Raw genomic sequence first — 15,683 nt, forward strand, 5'->3', positions numbered from 1 at the left:
TTATATTGCTTTTAATTATTTAAACAAAAATGGAAAAAGCATTTGTCTATACCTAATTATTGGAAAGTATTTAATGCTATAAATTGTAAAAAGTAATTGTGGTTGCAAGAAAAAGAATTTTCCCCATCCAGTTATATCTTGATACAATTTATTTTTTTGCTGGTATTTAAGCATCCAAATCCATTTCAAGACATCATCTATAATAACATTACTAACTTGATTTTTACTACACCAAATAGCTACAGCTTCGTGCATTTTTATATTATATATTTTATACAATCCTGTATTATCAAAAATATTTGAATCATGAACACCACGAATAGCTACCGCTTTATTAATAATTCCTGTTATTAAATTGCATTTTATAGCCATTTTCCAAAATAGTTCAGTGTCTTCTGCTACAACCAAACTTTCATTAAATAAACCTGTAACTTCCAAAACACATTTCTTAATAGTTAATCCATTAATATGAAAATGACCGTATTTACCGTACAATAAGTTTTTAAACAAATCTTTTGGAGCTACTTTTTGTCTAACTGTATAAAGTTGATCCGTTGCTAATTCCAATGCCGTTGCTTCTCTATAAAAATGATATCCCACAGCATTATATACTCCATCACAATTAGAATTTGTTTCGAATATTATAAAATCATTTGCAAAACGATTGGGTAAATAATAATCATCTGCATCTAAAAAAGCAATGTAAGCGCCGGAGGATTTTTGTATTCCTAAATTGCGCGTGGCAGAGCGCCCTTTGTTAACGCCATTCGTGTGCTGAAACAGTTTAACTCTATTATCTATTTTTTGTAATTGTGAAACTAAAGATAAGGTTGCATCAGTGCTTCCATCATCTACAACGATTACTTCAAATACTTCATGTTGATCCAATACCGAAAGTACCGCTTTTTCAATAAAACGAGCTACATTGAAGGTAGGGATAATTACACTTAAATTGAATCCCATTATTGTGTTTTTTTAAATTTGGCAATAATCACTCTTCTAATAAACTTTGCTAAAGCATAAAAAGAGGCATTTTGAACTAATTTCTGAACGATCAAAAAGAATAATTCAAAGTTCAATCGCTGTTGGGCAATAGCAGTAATTCCAAATTCTAAAATCAGCTTTTGCTTTTGAAAATGGGTAAACTTCAAAACATGAGCTTTAATCAGTTTTTCAAAAAATAAAAATTTTGCTCTATCTTTAACTTCAAGATTATTCTGCATCCCAGAAATATTTAGGTTTGAAAAACGAAATACAACAACCGCATCATTTATACTAAAGATCTTTGAATTCCCTGAGAATTCAATCCAAGCCATGTCGTCTGCATACCACGCCAAAGGAAAATTATTAAACTTATATTTTAAATAACTTTCTCTTCTGAAAATATATTCAGAAAGAGAACTCATTGTCAAAAACTGAAACTTTCTAAAATAAGAATCCGATGCTTTTTCCCAAATGGGATGGGTATAGATTTCAGTAAACTCCTTTTTATCTTGATTATAAATTTTTGAAGCAAGTCGAATTACATTGGTTCTGTTTTTAAAATTATTTAGATTTTTATAGAAATATTCAACAACATTGTGATCCAAATAATCATCGTCTCCAAGTACCATTATCCAAGGTTCGTCATAACTCATAGCAATACAACGCTTCCATTGTTTAGTTAATGAAATTGAACCTAAATTTTCTTCAAATCGGTGATAGGTAAAATCAAATTTTCCTTTGTATCTATCTAGTAAACAATTTGGTCTTTCAATACTAGCATCATCACCAATATATACTTTAAAACGCTTATCAGTCTGTTTCGATAATGAATCCAAGGTTTCATCAAAAAAAGTAAGTTTGTAGTATGGAATTATAACGGCTAACATGATATTTTTTTTAGCATATCTTTCCAAAATTTATAATGGTATTTAGAAAATGGATGAATTTTAAAGATTTTGTACCACCAGTAAATTGCATCTTTATACATTTTCTGTTCTATTAGAGTTGCTATAAATTTTACTCCTATTTTGTATTCAAGCTTTTTGATATACTCTTTACTAAACTGTTCTTTAAGATAAATGGGAAAGTCATTTCTATATTTCTTATGGAACGAACTAGTTGATTCAATCCATAACGTATTTAAATTCCCTTCTGAAAAATGTTCTAAAAAAATTCTATTCGTAACACAAATCTTTTTTTGCTGTTTATAATTTTGTAAAGAAAGGTATAAATCATAATTATGAAACCCTTTTAATTTTTCATCAAAAATAAATTTATCCTTTCTTCGCATTACCATAAAAACACCATCTATAGCGACAACTTCAACAATATCAGAGTTTTCAAATCCCCTGTCCAAAATTTCGGTTGAACCATCTTTGTAATGCTGCTTTATTTTTAAAACATTATAATTGGTATCCCACCATGATGAAGGCATTTGGGTTTTTAACTTTGTTCCAGCAACACCTATTAATCCTATTTTTTTCTCAGATTCAAATATAGATTCAATTATCTCTCCCCAATTTGCAGTATGAAACTTTATGTCATCATGTATGAAACACAAGTAATTTCCTGAACTATTTTTAATCCCTGCATTATAAGCCTCAAAAATAGAATACTTATTTTCTGAATTGTCTATAACGATCAATTCGTAATGACAACCTATTGTTTCTAAAATATTTTGATATAATACAGTTGAAATTTGAGCTTTACGGGAACAAATAATGATAGAAATCATTTTCATCAATATTTGAATTTAAATATTCTATTTATTTTTCGTTTAATACTTTTCTTAAGACTGTTGTGCTTTAAATAAACATCAAACACAGTTATCATATAAAAATATCCTTTTAATTTTTTTTCCGTCTGAATAAAAAGTATTGCTTTTTCATAAGTTAAATAATTTCTTTTGATAAATCTATTTTTTACTTTGATTGCAGTAATATTCGGCAGTTTTCTTTCATATAAATATTGCATCAATACAGCTCTCATTTTATAATCAATTTCTATAATTGAAATCCTTTTTTCAGACTCTACTGCTCTTGCAATAACGCTATTGGAATGGTATCTAAAATTATTTAATGATTCACTAATAAAAGCAATTTTCTTATTTACAATTAACTTGAAATAAAACATCCAATCTCCACAATATCGAAACTCTGGGACAAGATCAAAATGGTGTTGCAAATCAATTGCTTCTTTTTTAATAAGTACAGCGCTAGCATTTGGTATTACATTTTTACAAATTAAAAATTGTTCGATAAACTCATTACTGTCTACTGTAAAATCTTGTAAAAAATAAGAAACACTCAAATTATTTGTATGAGAAATCCAACTACCTGTAATCTCAGAAAATTCATTAAGCTTACTAGACTGACAATAAGATAATACTACTTGTGCATCTTTGAGAAAAGGTTCAAGAATTTTCTCTAAAAAGTTTAATTCACAAGAATCATCAGACTCTGCAATCCAAATATAGTCTCCCTTGGCGAGTTCAATTCCTTTTTTCCATTGAAAAAAAGTATTCCCTGAATTAACTTCATTAAAAATACATTGACTCACTTTAGGATGCTGAGCATATTCTAATAGTATAGCCTGACTATTATCGGTACTGCAATCATCTAATAAAATAACTTCAAAAACAGTATAGGTTTGATTAAGTATACTATCTAAGCGTTCTTTCAAAAAACGCTCGTGATTGTAATTGGGAACTATGACTGAAATTAAAGGTGTTTTAGAAATCATTAAAAAATCTGTTTTAGCTTTTGTTTTATTTTATAAAAAGGGAAAATGATAAAGTTACCAATTTTAAAAGTGTTAGACTTTTTCCATTCCAAAGTTAGATTGCTCTTGATAATTTGTTCAAATCGATCATTTGCCCTTTTGGTAATTTGAGTTCCATTAAAAAAAGAATCACAAATACTATAGTCATCTACTTCAGAAGCTATTACAATATTATAAAGTGGTTCAATTGATTCATCTTCTAAACCATGCTCATCCCCATAAAAAACCTTAAATTTATTAATGCTTTCAAAAGAGCTAATGAATGAATTGAAATTAAATGAATTTTGATAATAATACTTTGTAAATTGGAACGATTTATTGACTAATTCTTTGAACTCTTTAAAATACAATTCTTTCACATGAAATGGATTGTGTTGTCCGGTCAAATCAGAATAATATTTTTTATCAGGTGAAGACATTATTAAAACACCATCATCTTTTAAAACCCTTTTTATTTCTGATAACATCTCATTGTGCTTATCATGATGTTCTATGGTTTCAAAACTAACAACAACATCTATAGAATTTGAATCTACTGGTATCTTATCTGCTCTACCTACAAGAAATCTTAAATTGTTTTTGGAATACTTAAGTTTAGCATTTTCTATCGTTTCAAAATCAATATCAACACCTATAACTTCGAATGCCTTTTCTGCCAAAAGATAAGAACCATAACCTTCCCCCGATGCAATATCTAACACTTTTTTACCTGACACAAAATCATTTACTATAGCGTACCTATGCAAATGTTCTACAGTAACATCTGAAAAATCATAAAACTCTAATCTTTCTCCGGTAGATTTTTTTTCCATCCACTTTAATTTTAATAATATTGTAAAATCCCGCTTCAATATTTTAAATCATTTTTTTTAAATATCCATTAACATTGAAAGTAGCATTTTTCCCAAACATATCACACCATTTTCTATCAACTATATATTCTGGATGATTGGGTAAAAATTCACGAAGTGCTTTCAATGGTCCACCTTGATATTCTTTTTCTAGTCCAAGTTCGTTAATAATTCCATCTTCAATAATGAAATAGGAATTTACTGATACTATTTCGTGGAACTTATTTAATATTCCAATAGAATCTTTGTATAAATGTGACGCATCTTCTATAATCAGTATTGTTTCAAAACCTCTTGTTAATTTCAAATCATAATTTTCCCATCCATCTGTAAAAAATTTGATTCGACTATGCTCTTTAACTTTTGGATCAATTATATCTACAATATCAATTGTATGCAAAATACCTTTCCCAATACTATCTAATAAATCTGCTATGTAAAGTGCACCACCACCAATGTTAGTACCAATTTCGATAACCAGATCAGGTTTAACTTCATTGATAATCATTTGATAAATCACATAATCAAATGGGCATCTTATTGCTTTAATTCCTTTATAAGTTACTTGATGATGACCTCTATAAATAGAATCAATTGAAAACTGAACTTGTTCTTCTTTACTATTTTTTTTCTTTTTAAACATTTTTACATTATATGGTATTATGGTTTTAATAAAAGTCCTTGACAAGTTGGTAATGATAAAATTTCTACTCCTTTAGAACGAGCAAAATCATCATGCGCTTTTTTTTGTTCGTTATAACTGTTATCATATCCGTAATCATCTAAAATAACAACCCCCCCACTTACTATTTTATCCCAAAAAAACTCTAATGCAGCGACTTCTGGCACAACACAATTCATATCTATTGATAAGTAACTTATTTTATCTGAATCAACATATTCTAATGTTTCAGGAACTGCTCCTTTTATAATTTTGACATTATAATCTTTAAATGTATTAACAACTTGTTTATATAAATAATCTGAATCTTCTTTATCATAACCCATTATTACATTTCTTTTAAATTCCTCTTCACTACTATATCTTTTATCCAATCCATTAAATGTATCCAATAAAAAATATTTTTTCAAAGAATTCTGAAAAGCAGTATAATTAATAACAGCACGAGCAAAAATACCAGTATGAACTCCGCAGTCCACAAAATCCCCTTCTAAATGCATTGCATGATTCGCTGCCCAACACAAAACATGTATTCTCCATTGAATATCATGATTTTTTAACAAAGTACCATTATCTGTTTTCTTTCCTAATTCATAGGATTCAACAAAAAGTGGATCTCTTAAAAAATCTGCATTGTGAAATGTATATAATAAGTCATTTGAATAAGTAATTCTAGCCTTAGGTAAAATATGATTATTATCAATAAGAGAATCATACTTTTCTTTTTTTATATAGCCAATTTTTTTTAATAATTTTTCTATCATAATTATTCAATTTTATTAACTTCCCAATTCAAGAGTGGCCTTACAAAACCAGGGAAGCTTTGTGTGTAATTACCTCGTGCTGAATCTCCATTCATCTCATCTACTATATTAATAGTTATTACTTTTTCTAAATGAATAAACATTTCAAATGGATTGGGTTTAAAAAACGCAATACTTATCGTTAAAAGTCCTTCACTTAATAGATTTTTAGGAATCCACATTGTAGCTTGATAAACCCCTTTATCTTTTTTATTTTTCCTTTCAAATGAAGTGACATCATGTGAATTAAAGATATTAATATCTTCATCATTATAGAAATTGGCTCCATGAATAAATGAATATCCATCTTCAGTAACTTCATAGGAAGTAGTAACTCCTATGTCATCTATTATTCTGTAATTTCCATTCTGAGAAACAGAACCATCTCTATTGTGCACAATTACTTCATTTACTTTTAGAAAGAAAACATATGGATTATTCTTATCATTCCATTTTTTATGCGACTCTAAAATATTATCTACATGTAAATAACTGGCAACAATATCTTCGGTTGCACCCTCTGCTATCAATTTTCCATTTTCCAAAACAATACATCTACTACACAACTGTTTTACAGCCAACATGTTATGACTTACAAACAAAACCGTTCTGCCGCCCGTTTTAGAAATATCTTGCATTTTACCAATGGCTTTTTTTTGGAATTCGGCATCACCTACTGCTAAGACTTCATCTACAATCAATATTTCAGGTTCTAAAAATGCTGCTACTGCAAAGGCCAAACGTACGTACATCCCGCTACTATAGCGTTTTACAGGAGTATCAATGTAACGCTGGCAACCTGAAAATTCGATTATTTCATCTAGCTTAGCCGTAATTTCTTTTTTAGTCATACCTAAAATAGCACCATTCAAATAGATGTTTTCGCGTCCGGTCATTTCTCCATTAAAACCAGTTCCAACCTCCAATAATGAAGCTACACGACCGCCAAACTTAATGCTCCCGGTTGTTGGTGCCGTTACACGTGATAAAATTTTCAATAAGGTCGATTTTCCAGCGCCATTTTTACCAATAATACCAATTACTTCACCGCGCTCAATTTCAAAATTAATATCCTGGAGCGCCCAAACATAATCACTCTCCGCTTTGGTCGAACGGTCATTGGTATCCCCAATTTTCAAATAAGGATCTTCCTTACCCCGAATTTGATGCCACCAACGATTCAAATCATGAACTAATGAACCCGTTCCAACAGTACCCAAACGGTATTGCTTTGAAATATTTTCTGCTCTTAATATTATGTCTTTCATTTTTCTTACCAGATATAAATCTTGTGTGGTGCAATACAAATGGTGAATGATCACTATTTACTACTCTTTTTACAGTTCAACCGTCATCGCCCACTGTTAACTGTTTTCTATTTAATACTTATTATCGGCTACATCTTTCTCACTGTATACTACTTACTGCTAACTTTATACTGTTAACTAATCACTATTCACTTCTCACCACTCACTTTATACAGTATCAATAAACTTTTTCTCTGTATGATTGAACAATAACAATCCAATAAATAAAACTCCGATGGAAAAGAATAACGTATACACTATTCCCCAAAAAGGAAACGCACCTGTACTTAGAAGCATATAACGTGTTGCCTCAATGCAATATGCCAAAGGGTTGTATTGTACAAGCCATGCATAATTTGGCATTTTAACAGCAATTAAATCCAATGGAAAAAAAACGGCAGAAATATACATCAACAATTGTATTCCAAAACCAATTAAATACGTTAAGTCTCTATACTTAGTAACAAGTGCCGAAATTATCATACCAAAACCCAAACCTAAAATTCCCAAGAGAATAATGACAAGAGGAAAAAAAAAGGTCCATGAATTGAAAGATATTGAAGCATCTTGATTGTAGTAATAAATAAAAAAGCAAATAAAAATAAAGATTTGGATAAAAAATTTAATCAAATTAGATAGGACAACAGTCAAAGGAGCTATAATTCTAGGAAAATAAACTTTGCCGAAAATTCCAGCATTTGAGGCAAAAGTATTAGAAGTGCCATTCAAGCAAGCAGTGAAATAATTCCAAACGGTAATACTAGCAAGATTAAACAAAAATGGAGGAACAGATCCAGTACTTATTCCTGCTAAATTATTAAAAACAATAGTAAAAGTTAGACTAGTTAATAAGGGCTGAATGAAATACCACAAAGGTCCTAAAATTGTTTGCTTATATACCGTCACAATATCTCTTTTTACAAAGAGAAACAAAAGATCACGATAAACCCACACTTCTTTCAGATGAAGTGAGAAAAATTTATTTTTTGGTGTTATTTCAAACAACCACGTGGTATTGGTTGATTCTTTCAAATTCATTATAGGCAAAGAATTAAAGTAGGGCAAAATGTATTGGGACAAAAATTATAAAAAAAAAAGAGTAATGACATTATAATTAAAATATCAATTACCTTCAAAAATAACGAATAAAACTGAACATGTAAAGTGTGCTTTCTTCACAAAAGATAACTTAAAAATGAAATAAAAATTGATTCTAATCAAGTTTCATCGGATAGAAATCAATCTACGTGACCTCTATTAAAAATTACTTACAATCTACAACTGAAAATTTAAATTTAACTCGATCAAAGTCTATAGATTCCCCTTTTACAAAATAAGTAGCACCCATGGTCGTTTGCATTTTACCATTACCCAAAACTAACGAATCACCACGTTTTAAGAAAGCCATAGGGTTTTTAAAAGTAACTTTTGTATTATTCCCTTCAATAAATGTATAACTTACAAAAATAGTATCCCCACTCGTATTACCTGATACAGTACCTTTTTTTACTGCAGCATTATTAAAACTCATTACCATATCCCCACTAATTTTTCCGTCTTTTAATGAGTTAAGTTGCAAACTTATAGAATCATTATCATAAATAGACTTGTAACACGTAACGGCAATAGGTTTTTCTTGTTTAGCTGTGTCATTCATAAGTTTCTTCTCAGATGTTGTATTTTGACAGCTTTGTAAACCAACACAAGCAAACAGAAAACTCCCAATGATATATTTTTTCATAATAATTTGTTTTTTAAATAGCTTAGCTAAAATACGAATAAAAAAAGAAAGAATGATATAAAAGCAAAAGATATCCAATAATACCATGTCCTATAAACGAAAAACCCTCCAACACATATGTGTTAGAGGGTTTTTCTATGTACTCAGAGCGGGACTTGAACCCGCACGAACATTGCTGTTCACTGGATTTTAAGTCCAGCGTGTCTACCAATTTCACCATCCGAGCTGGTTGTGGTACCTCCAGGGATCGAACCAGGGACACATGGATTTTCAGTCCATTGCTCTACCATCTGAGCTAAGGTACCTTACTTGTAAAAAGTAAATGATAAAAAAAAGCCCATCCGATTAGAATGGGCTTTCAAAGAAAGGCGACGACATACTCTCCCACATAACTGCAGTACCATCTGCGCAGGCGGGCTTAACTACTCTGTTCGGGATGGGAAGAGGTGAGCCCCGCCGCAATAACCACCTTAAGATTATTGTTTAAGGAGTTTCAAGTTTTTATAGTTTCAGGTTTTTCAACCTGTAACATTAAACATCAAACTTTAAACGCAGCTTTGCTGCAATATCTTAACATACTGAGATAAAGAATATAAAAAGTGTATTAGAAAGTTTCTCCCTCCCGATTACTCGGGAGGAAAAGGGTGTACATAAGCTTACGGGTTATTAGTACTACTCGACTATGACATTACTGCCTTTACATCTATAGCCTATCAACGTGGTCATCTCCCACGACCCTTAAAAGAAATCTCATCTTGTGGTGGGTTTCGCGCTTATATGCTTTCAGCGCTTATCCCTTCCAAACGTAGCTACTCTGCGGTGCCACTGGCGTGACAACAGATACACTAGAGGTTTGTCCAATTCGGTCCTCTCGTACTAGAATCAGATCCACTCAAATTTCTTGCGCCCACAGTAGATAGAGACCGAACTGTCTCACGACGTTCTGAACCCAGCTCGCGTGCCACTTTAATGGGCGAACAGCCCAACCCTTGGGACCTTCTCCAGCCCCAGGATGTGACGAGCCGACATCGAGGTGCCAAACCCCCCCGTCGATATGAGCTCTTGGGGGAGATCAGCCTGTTATCCCCGGCGTACCTTTTATCCTTTGAGCGATGGCCCTTCCATGCGGAACCACCGGATCACTATGCTCTACTTTCGTACCTGATCGACCTGTATGTCTCTCAGTCAAGCTCCCTTATGCCATTGCACTCTACGCACGGTTACCAAGCGTACTGAGGGAACCTTTAGAAGCCTCCGTTACTCTTTTGGAGGCGACCACCCCAGTCAAACTACCCACCAAGCAATGTCCCCCACATTATGGGGTTAGGCCTCAGATAAACAAAGGGTTGTATTTCAACAATGACTCCACAACGCCTAGCGACGCCACTTCACAGTCTCCAACCTATCCTACACATCATTTATCCAAGGTCAATACTAAGCTATAGTAAAGGTGCACAGGGTCTTTTCGTCCCACTGCGGGTAAGCGGCATCTTCACCGCTACTACAATTTCACCGAGCTCATGGCTGAGACAGTGTCCAGATCGTTACACCATTCGTGCAGGTCGGAACTTACCCGACAAGGAATTTCGCTACCTTAGGACCGTTATAGTTACGGCCGCCGTTTACTGGGGCTTCAATTCAATGCTTCTCCGAAGATAACATCTCCTCTTAACCTTCCAGCACCGGGCAGGTGTCAGGCCCTATACTTCATCTTACGATTTTGCAGAGCCCTGTGTTTTTGATAAACAGTCGCCTGGACCTCTTCACTGCGGCCAGCATTGCTGCTGGCGACCCTTCTCCCGAAGTTACGGGTCTATTTTGCCTAATTCCTTAGCCATGAATCTCTCGAGCACCTTAGGATTCTCTCCTCGACTACCTGTGTCGGTTTGCGGTACGGGTACTTATTACCTGAAGTTTAGAGGTTTTTCTTGGAAGCCCTTAGGCGCACTATCTCTTCTACCGAAGTATCCGAGTACTATCGTATTTCCCCAAAACCCGTGGATTTGCCTGCGGGTCTTATAGGTAGGTACTTCAACGAACTATTCCGTCAGTTCGCGGCGCTTTCATCACTCCGTCACCCCATCACAGTAATAACTAGTACGGGAATATTAACCCGTTGTCCATCGACTGTCCCTTTCGGGTTCGCCTTAGGTCCCGACTAACCCACAGCTGATTAGCATAGCTGTGGAAACCTTAGTCTTTCGGTGTGCGGGTTTCTCGCCCGCATTATCGTTACTTATGCCTACATTTTCTTTTCTAACCAGTCCAGCATGCCTTACGACACACCTTCAACCCTGTTAGAATGCTCCCCTACCACTCCATAATTTAATATGAAATCCATAGCTTCGGTAATACGCTTATGCCCGATTATTATCCATGCTCGTCCGCTCGACTAGTGAGCTGTTACGCACTCTTTAAATGAATGGCTGCTTCCAAGCCAACATCCTAGCTGTCTGGGCAGACAAACCTCGTTCTTTCAACTTAGCGTATATTTGGGGACCTTAGCTGATGGTCTGGGTTCTTTCCCTCTCGGACTTGGACCTTAGCACCCAAGCCCTCACTGCACGGAAACATTATATAGCATTCGGAGTTTGTCAGGAATTGGTAGGCGGTGAAGCCCCCGCATCCAATCAGTAGCTCTACCTCTATATAACTTTATGCCGTGCGCTGCACCTAAATGCATTTCGGGGAGTACGAGCTATTTCCGAGTTTGATTGGCCTTTCACCCCTACCCACAGGTCATCCGAAGACTTTTCAACGTCAACCGGTTCGGACCTCCACACTGTGTTACCAGCGCTTCATCCTGCCCATGGGTAGATCACACGGTTTCGCGTCTAACACTACTGACTAAAGCGCCCTATTCAGACTCGCTTTCGCTACGGATCCGTGGCTTAACCACTTATCCTTGCCAGCAACGTTAACTCGTAGGCTCATTATGCAAAAGGCACGCCGTCACCCCACGAAAGGGCTCCGACCGCTTGTAAGCGTATGGTTTCAGGATCTATTTCACTCCGTTATTCACGGTTCTTTTCACCTTTCCCTCACGGTACTGGTTCACTATCGGTCTCTCAGGAGTATTTAGCCTTAGCGGATGGTCCCGCCAAATTCAGACAGGGTTTCACGTGCCCCGCCCTACTCAGGATACCACTATTCATTATACTCGTTACCCATACGGGACTATCACCCTCTATAGTGTCACTTTCCAGTAACTTCCGGTTCCTTGTACATAAAATATCGTGGTCCTACAACCCCAACATTGCCGTAACAACATTGGTTTGGGCTAATCCGCGTTCGCTCGCCACTACTTACGGAATCACTTTTGTTTTCTTCTCCTCCGCCTACTTAGATGTTTCAGTTCAGCGGGTTTGCCCACCTATCGGTGTACTATCTCTTCAAGATAGTGGGTTGCCCCATTCAGGTATTTACGGATCAACGCATGTGTGCTGCTCCCCGTAACTTTTCGCAGCTTATCACGCCTTTCATCGCCTCTGAGAGCCAAGGCATCCCCCATACGCCCTTATTTTGCTTATTGTACCAATCTTAAATTTAATTAAGACCGTTTTCTTTGTCTTTTACTATAAATAGTAAAAAACGCTTTCTACTTTTTATTATTTCTTATCTCAATATGTCAATGAACTTTATTTAGGTCGAAAGTTATAAAGTCTAAGGTCATAAAGTCATACTTTTGACTTTCAGACTTTAGTCTTTCGACTAAATTTGTGGAGAATAACGGAGTCGAACCGTTGACCTCCTGCGTGCAAGGCAGGCGCTCTAGCCAGCTGAGCTAATCCCCCGTTTTTAGTTGGCAGTTATCAGTCGCAGTTCGCAGTTGGATAACGTGCTCACTTTAACGTGATTTCACTCTTCTTCTAAAATTTCCTTATTTAAGTCTAAATAGTTGTCTCGGACAGACTCGAACTGTCGACCCCTACATTATCAGTGTAGTACTCTAACCAGCTGAGCTACGAGACACTCTTATTCTTAAATTTTTATTCTTTTTTTTTAAATTAACAGCAAGAGTAATAAAATGTTGGTATCTGTTTCCAACTTGAACTTTCGTCTTCTTTCCCTAGCGTGTATTACTACTAACACTAAGGCTCTAGAAAGGAGGTGTTCCAGCCGCACCTTCCGGTACGGCTACCTTGTTACGACTTAGCCCTAGTTACCAGTTTTACCCTAGGCAGCTCCTTGCGGTCACCGACTTCAGGCACCCCCAGCTTCCATGGCTTGACGGGCGGTGTGTACAAGGCCCGGGAACGTATTCACCGGATCATGGCTGATATCCGATTACTAGCGATTCCAGCTTCACGGAGTCGAGTTGCAGACTCCGATCCGAACTGTGACCGGTTTTATAGATTCGCTCCTGGTCGCCCAGTGGCTGCTCTCTGTACCGGCCATTGTAGCACGTGTGTAGCCCAAGGCGTAAGGGCCGTGATGATTTGACGTCATCCCCACCTTCCTCACAGTTTGCACTGGCAGTCTTGTTAGAGTTCCCGACTTGACTCGCTGGCAACTAACAACAGGGGTTGCGCTCGTTATAGGACTTAACCTGACACCTCACGGCACGAGCTGACGACAACCATGCAGCACCTTGTAAATTGTCTTGCGAAAAGTCTGTTTCCAAACCGGTCAATCTACATTTAAGCCTTGGTAAGGTTCCTCGCGTATCATCGAATTAAACCACATGCTCCACCGCTTGTGCGGGCCCCCGTCAATTCCTTTGAGTTTCATTCTTGCGAACGTACTCCCCAGGTGGGATACTTATCACTTTCGCTTAGCCACTGAACTTGCGCCCAACAGCTAGTATCCATCGTTTACGGCGTGGACTACCAGGGTATCTAATCCTGTTCGCTACCCACGCTTTCGTCCATCAGCGTCAATCCATTAGTAGTAACCTGCCTTCGCAATTGGTATTCCATGTAATCTCTAAGCATTTCACCGCTACACTACATATTCTAGTTACTTCCTAATAATTCAAGTCAGACAGTATCAATGGCCGTTCCACCGTTGAGCGATGGGCTTTCACCACTGACTTATCTGACCGCCTACGGACCCTTTAAACCCAATGATTCCGGATAACGCTTGGATCCTCCGTATTACCGCGGCTGCTGGCACGGAGTTAGCCGATCCTTATTCTTACAGTACCGTCAAGTCTCTACACGTAGAGGTGTTTCTTCCTGTACAAAAGCAGTTTACAATCCATAGGACCGTCATCCTGCACGCGGCATGGCTGGATCAGGCTTGCGCCCATTGTCCAATATTCCTCACTGCTGCCTCCCGTAGGAGTCTGGTCCGTGTCTCAGTACCAGTGTGGGGGATCTCCCTCTCAGGACCCCTACCCATCGTTGCCTTGGTAAGCCGTTACCTTACCAACTAGCTAATGGGACGCATGCTCATCTTTCACCGTTGTGACTTTAATAGTGGTTTCATGCGAAACTGCTATACTATGAGGTATTAATCCAAATTTCTCTGGGCTATCCCTCTGTGAAAGGTAGATTGCATACGCGTTACGCACCCGTGCGCCGGTCTCTAGGTCCGAAAACCTATACCCCTCGACTTGCATGTGTTAAGCCTGCCGCTAGCGTTCATCCTGAGCCAGGATCAAACTCTTCATCGTATATTGTTTGTTCGCCGTGGCGAACTATTGTTATTCGACTCAGTTCTAGTGGTTTTTTCAAATCTTCCGATTCTATTACTCTTATTCTTTATGTTCTGTTCTTGCGAACAAAACGGCTGTCAATTCAATATGTCTAGGAACGTATTCTTACTATTTTTTCGCCTTTCGTTTGTTTCTCAAAGCGGGTGCAAAAGTAGCTATTCTTTTTTTAACTGGCAAGAAAAAATTGAAGTTTTTTTGAGATAATTTTTACCTCGTTTACTTCTCTATTTCTTATCAATCTTTCAAGGAACTTCCGTTGTTTTGCGGGGTGCAAAGATAACTTTCATTTTTAAATCTCACAAGCTTTTTTTAAAGTTTTTTTAAAGAGTAAATCTCTATTCACTTTGTTTTTCTTGCCAATCATTTAAAGAACGTCTGCGCTATTGCGGGTGCAAAACTACAACCTTTATTCGCTTTTACAAGCTTTTTTTAAACCTTTTTTTAAAGTTTTATTAACTTTTAAACTAAAGCACTGATTAAACGACTCTTAAAACTTAAACTTTTTTTCAACTTATTTGAATTTTGATAAATATACAGTGAAATCATGACTGTGGAGGGTATTTAATAGCATTCTATATATAAGGTGTACTGGTTTTTCTAGTGTTGCAATTATAACATCGCACTCTATTATATATAGATACTATCGTTTACTAATAAAACAACATAATAAACCTTTATATATAGGTAATGTTTTTACTTCTCCGCAAAAAACGTCTTCTACATTGAGAAACCGCGTTAGGGATAGCAGCGAAAAGCCCACAGTGACGACCGAAAGGAAGGAACGAGGACTTGTAGCGAAGAGCCCGACCCTTTTGCAATTCCTGAAGCTACTGCGAAAGGGATTGCAAAAGGGTAACGCCCTAATGAAATTTTGA

10 protein-coding genes, 4 tRNA genes and 3 rRNA genes are annotated in these 15,683 nt (G+C 36.0%); all 17 read right to left on the reverse strand.

Annotated elements, in window-relative coordinates; translation table 11 throughout:
* Positions 1–15 precede the first annotated feature (15 nt).
* The 17 genes from AC061E_RS05480 to AC061E_RS05560 all read right to left on the reverse strand — a co-directional run bounded on the left by AC061E_RS05480 (position 16) and on the right by AC061E_RS05560 (position 14,766).
* Positions 16–963, reverse strand: coding sequence for a glycosyltransferase family 2 protein (locus tag AC061E_RS05480; RefSeq protein WP_478285370.1), 948 nt, complete (start codon positions 961–963; stop codon positions 16–18).
* A complete protein-coding gene (locus AC061E_RS05485) occupies positions 963–1,871 on the reverse strand; it encodes a glycosyltransferase (protein ID WP_478285371.1) in 909 nt (302 codons plus the stop codon). Before AC061E_RS05485 ends, AC061E_RS05480 begins: the two co-directional genes overlap by 1 nt.
* Positions 1,865–2,719: a glycosyltransferase gene (locus AC061E_RS05490; protein ID WP_478285372.1), complete on the reverse strand. Its 855-nt coding sequence runs from the start codon at positions 2,717–2,719 to the stop codon at positions 1,865–1,867. The genes AC061E_RS05485 and AC061E_RS05490 overlap by 7 nt, the downstream gene beginning before the upstream one ends.
* A 5-nt stretch (positions 2,720–2,724) precedes the next feature.
* The gene (locus tag AC061E_RS05495; RefSeq protein ID WP_478285373.1) at positions 2,725–3,726 is read right to left on the reverse strand and encodes a glycosyltransferase family 2 protein; all 1,002 of its coding nucleotides are present in this window, start codon (positions 3,724–3,726) and stop codon (positions 2,725–2,727) included.
* Positions 3,726–4,577, reverse strand: a complete 852-nt coding sequence (locus tag AC061E_RS05500) for a class I SAM-dependent methyltransferase (protein ID WP_478285374.1) — start codon at positions 4,575–4,577, stop codon at positions 3,726–3,728. Before AC061E_RS05500 ends, AC061E_RS05495 begins: the two co-directional genes overlap by 1 nt.
* A 43-nt stretch (positions 4,578–4,620) precedes the next feature.
* A complete protein-coding gene (locus AC061E_RS05505) occupies positions 4,621–5,304 on the reverse strand; it encodes a CmcI family methyltransferase (protein ID WP_478285375.1) in 684 nt (227 codons plus the stop codon).
* A complete protein-coding gene (locus AC061E_RS05510; protein ID WP_478285376.1) occupies positions 5,277–6,062 on the reverse strand; it encodes a TylF/MycF/NovP-related O-methyltransferase in 786 nt (261 codons plus the stop codon). The genes AC061E_RS05505 and AC061E_RS05510 overlap by 28 nt, the downstream gene beginning before the upstream one ends.
* Positions 6,063–6,064: 2 nt before the next feature.
* Positions 6,065–7,369, reverse strand: a complete 1,305-nt coding sequence (locus tag AC061E_RS05515; protein ID WP_478285377.1) for an ABC transporter ATP-binding protein — start codon at positions 7,367–7,369, stop codon at positions 6,065–6,067.
* 207 nt (positions 7,370–7,576) lie between these two features.
* Positions 7,577–8,446, reverse strand: a complete 870-nt coding sequence (locus tag AC061E_RS05520; protein ID WP_478285378.1) for an ABC transporter permease — start codon at positions 8,444–8,446, stop codon at positions 7,577–7,579.
* A gap of 226 nt (positions 8,447–8,672) precedes the next feature.
* Positions 8,673–9,149, reverse strand: coding sequence for a hypothetical protein (locus tag AC061E_RS05525; RefSeq protein ID WP_478285379.1), 477 nt, complete (start codon positions 9,147–9,149; stop codon positions 8,673–8,675).
* A 140-nt stretch (positions 9,150–9,289) separates the two neighbouring features.
* Positions 9,290–9,375, reverse strand: a tRNA-Leu gene (locus AC061E_RS05530).
* A gap of 6 nt (positions 9,376–9,381) precedes the next feature.
* Positions 9,382–9,454 (reverse strand) — tRNA-Phe (locus AC061E_RS05535).
* A gap of 58 nt (positions 9,455–9,512) precedes the next feature.
* Positions 9,513–9,622 (reverse strand): 5S ribosomal RNA (gene rrf / locus AC061E_RS05540).
* 173 nt (positions 9,623–9,795) lie between these two features.
* A 23S ribosomal RNA gene (locus AC061E_RS05545) occupies positions 9,796–12,681 on the reverse strand.
* Positions 12,682–12,869: 188 nt separating this feature from the next.
* Positions 12,870–12,943, reverse strand: a tRNA-Ala gene (locus AC061E_RS05550).
* A 104-nt stretch (positions 12,944–13,047) separates the two neighbouring features.
* Positions 13,048–13,121, reverse strand: a tRNA-Ile gene (locus tag AC061E_RS05555).
* A gap of 131 nt (positions 13,122–13,252) precedes the next feature.
* Positions 13,253–14,766: ribosomal RNA gene (locus AC061E_RS05560) — 16S ribosomal RNA — on the reverse strand.
* Together the 16S, 23S and 5S rRNA genes with 4 tRNA genes alongside form the textbook arrangement of a ribosomal RNA operon.
* Positions 14,767–15,683: the final 917 nt, after the last annotated feature.

This window comes from Flavobacterium sp. GNP011 (assembly GCF_056428925.1).

Coding starts and splice junctions, on each gene's coding strand:
- AC061E_RS05480 (WP_478285370.1), bottom strand. CDS start 963: ATGGGATTCAATTTAAGTGTAATTATCCCTACCTTCAATGTAGCTCGT.
- AC061E_RS05485 (WP_478285371.1), bottom strand. CDS start 1,871: ATGTTAGCCGTTATAATTCCATACTACAAACTTACTTTTTTTGATGAA.
- AC061E_RS05490 (WP_478285372.1), bottom strand. CDS start 2,719: ATGATTTCTATCATTATTTGTTCCCGTAAAGCTCAAATTTCAACTGTA.
- AC061E_RS05495 (WP_478285373.1), bottom strand. CDS start 3,726: ATGATTTCTAAAACACCTTTAATTTCAGTCATAGTTCCCAATTACAAT.
- AC061E_RS05500 (WP_478285374.1), bottom strand. CDS start 4,577: ATGGAAAAAAAATCTACCGGAGAAAGATTAGAGTTTTATGATTTTTCA.
- AC061E_RS05510 (WP_478285376.1), bottom strand. CDS start 6,062: ATGATAGAAAAATTATTAAAAAAAATTGGCTATATAAAAAAAGAAAAG.
- AC061E_RS05515 (WP_478285377.1), bottom strand. CDS start 7,369: ATGAAAGACATAATATTAAGAGCAGAAAATATTTCAAAGCAATACCGT.
- AC061E_RS05520 (WP_478285378.1), bottom strand. CDS start 8,446: ATGAATTTGAAAGAATCAACCAATACCACGTGGTTGTTTGAAATAACA.
- AC061E_RS05525 (WP_478285379.1), bottom strand. CDS start 9,149: ATGAAAAAATATATCATTGGGAGTTTTCTGTTTGCTTGTGTTGGTTTA.